The sequence below is a fragment of the Paraburkholderia sp. GAS334 genome, assembly GCF_050436625.1.
In the GTDB taxonomy this organism is placed as follows: Bacteria; Pseudomonadota; Gammaproteobacteria; order Burkholderiales; family Burkholderiaceae; genus Paraburkholderia.
On record NZ_JBNDMO010000081.1, the window covers coordinates 1 to 2,816 of the forward strand.

Genomic DNA, 2,816 nt, shown 5'->3' on the forward strand with positions numbered 1-2,816 from the left:
TGCGCCAGGTAAGGCACGACGTACCTTACCGCCGTTTCCGACGGGATTGATCGGGCGCGATGCGGCCATCGCGCAAGTTCGCGCCGCGCTCGATTCGGCACCTGTCCTGACGCTGACTGGCGCTGGCGGGATTGGAAAGACGACGCTGTCGATCGCTGTCGCGCACCAGATTGCCGAAGCGCACCTCAAGCCCGTCTGTTTCGTCGAACTGGCGGCACTGACGGACACGCAGGCGATCCTCGCGTCCATTGCGCAAACCTGTCACGTGTCATTCGACGGAGACTTTCCTTCCATCGACACGCTTGCGGCGACGCTCGCGGACAATCCCTGCACGCTGGTGCTCGACAACGCCGAGCACGCGATTACTCACGTGGCCCGGATTGTCGAAGCTCTGACGGTCGTCAACCCTGTATTGAGCGTTCTGGTCACGAGCCGGGAGCCGCTGCGCATCGCACAGGAAAGGACGATCCGTGTCGAACCTCTCGACGTGCCAGCGCACGACGCCACCGAACAGGAGGTCCTTGCGCAGTCTGCTGTGCACCTTTTTCTCGGGCGGTTGCAGGCGCTACTGGGAAAGGCCTGTTTCGACAAGACGGAAACATTGATGGCTGGCGAGATATGCCGCCGGCTCGACGGTATACCGCTGGCAATCGAACTGGCGGCAGCTCGCGTCTTTTCGTTCGGTATCGAAGGTGTGTATCGGCGCCTCGACGACCGGATGTCGATCCTGACGGGTGGATACCGTACCGCGTTGCCGCGTCACAAGACACTGCGTGCAACGTTCGACTGGAGCTTCGCTCTGCTCGATCCAGGTGCTCAGGCGCTGTTCCGGCGACTCGCGATGTTCGGAGGCGTATTCACGCTCGAAGCAATGTGCGCCGTTGCTTGCGATTCAGGCTTGACTATCGGTGCTGCGATCGATGGGATCAGCGAACTCGTGCAAAAGTCGATGGTGAATGTCAGCTTTGACGGTCCCGTCGCAGAGTACAAGATGAATGAATCGACTCGAGCCTATGCACTCGAGCAGCTTCAGGCCGAAAACGAAACACAGGAAATCGCATCGCGTATCGCGCGCTATTTCGCGTCGCGTTTAGACGCAGGGGCGGGTCGTACATATCCGCGGCAACGGGCGAACGACTCGTCTGATCTGCGGCAGACGCTCGACCATGCACGTGTCGCGTCCGATTGGGCGTTTTCATCTGGCGGCGATCTGCATCTCGCCGTCGAGCTGACTTCGATGTTGACGGGCGTCCTGCTGGGTTGCTGCCTGATCGAGGAATGCGGCATGTGGGCAGAACGTGCGGTAGCCGCGCTGAGCGAGCTGCCGCCCGGGTCGATAGATGCCGTGAGCGAGATGCGCGTGCGAGCGGCGTTGGCTGCGACGCTGCCGAATCTGTGTGGTCCGATCGGGCGTTCCAGGCAGCTCTGGAACGAAGTTCTCGGTCTGGCCATCTCGTCCGGTAACGACGAATTCCAGGCCCGTGCGTACTGGGGGCTCTGGAATGCCGCGCTATACGGCGGAAACGTGCAGGACGCGATTGATCATGCGCTGCGGTTTCAGACGTTCGCGCGGGATCGTGGTCATGCATGGCAGGAGACGCTGGCGAACCTGCTTGCCGCAGTCGCGCAACACTGCTTCGGGCAGCACGATCATGCGAAGTCGCGGATCGAAGCGGCCATGCAACATCTGGCCACTCACCCGGACGAAGCGGAGCAGATCACCAGCTTCGCTGTCAATCCTCTCGCCATCTGCTACGCCACGCTTGCGCGCATTGTCTGGTTGCAGGGCAATGCGGACGAGGCGTTGGCGTACGTCGACAAAGGTGTCGACCTGATTACACCGGAAACGATGGAGCCTTGGCTCACGCATGTGCTCGGCGTGGTTGCGGTGCCGATCGCATTGCTCTCGGGCGATTTGCAGCGCGGCCGCCGCTATCTGGACATCATGCGCTCTCAGGCGGCGCGACACCGTTTCACGATCTGGCGCAAATACAGCGAGTGTCTCGCGGCCTATTGTGATCTGCTCGCAGGAGAGACGGAACGTGGACTGTCGGTGCTGGAGGCGTCCCTGGATGCGCTGATTGCGCGAGGCTTCAGACGGCTGATTACACCGCTCGTCGTCCAGTGCGCCGAGGAACTGATCGCGGCCGGCCGCTTCGCCGACGCTGCGGCGCGGTTGTGCGATACATTGAGATTCTGCAGACGGAACGGCAAGCTGTTCGTTCTGCCTGAAGTATGGCGGGCGCTTGGTCTCCTCGCGCAAGCACGCGCAAGGCTCGAGGCGCAGGCAAGCGACACACGGCGCGACACACTCAACGAGGCGAGAGTGTGCTTCCTGGAAGCAATCCAGTTATCGCAGCACCAGGGGGCTCGTATGTGGGAACTACGCGCTACGGTTGCTATGGCGCGGCTGTCGCACGAGGATGGGCAAACGGCAAGCGCATTGGCCTTGCTGCAAAATCTTTCGGTCGGCTTTGAGCGCAGCAGCAGAAGCCCTGATGTCCAGGCACTGTTCGAACTGATCGATGCCTTGCATGTTCATCATGCAGAGCAACCAGAGGATGTCGCGTTTGAAGTTGTGCAGTCTCGTCAGACTAAGGGCATCGCATCGCTCGCATAAGGAGGGCCTTCAGGAATTTGAAATGCGAGAACCCGTCATTCCAGTGATCGGTTCACCGCGGAAACAGCCGCCGAAGGCGTATCGAATCAAAGGGCGGGTATGGGTCGACACGAGCCGATCGCGGAAGACAGACTACGGTTAGCTGCGGTGATTCGGCCCGAGGCCTGTCGCAGACAGTCGACCGTCTTTCCTTTCC

General features: G+C 61.0%; 1 protein-coding gene. It reads left to right on the plus strand.

Features of this window, described 5'->3' with window-relative positions; genetic code table 11:
- Positions 1 to 2,620, plus strand: a 2,620-nt coding sequence (locus P3T21_RS38230) for an ATP-binding protein (RefSeq protein WP_429261029.1), incomplete at its 5' end; no start/stop codon positions are given.
- Positions 2,621 to 2,816: the final 196 nt, after the last annotated feature.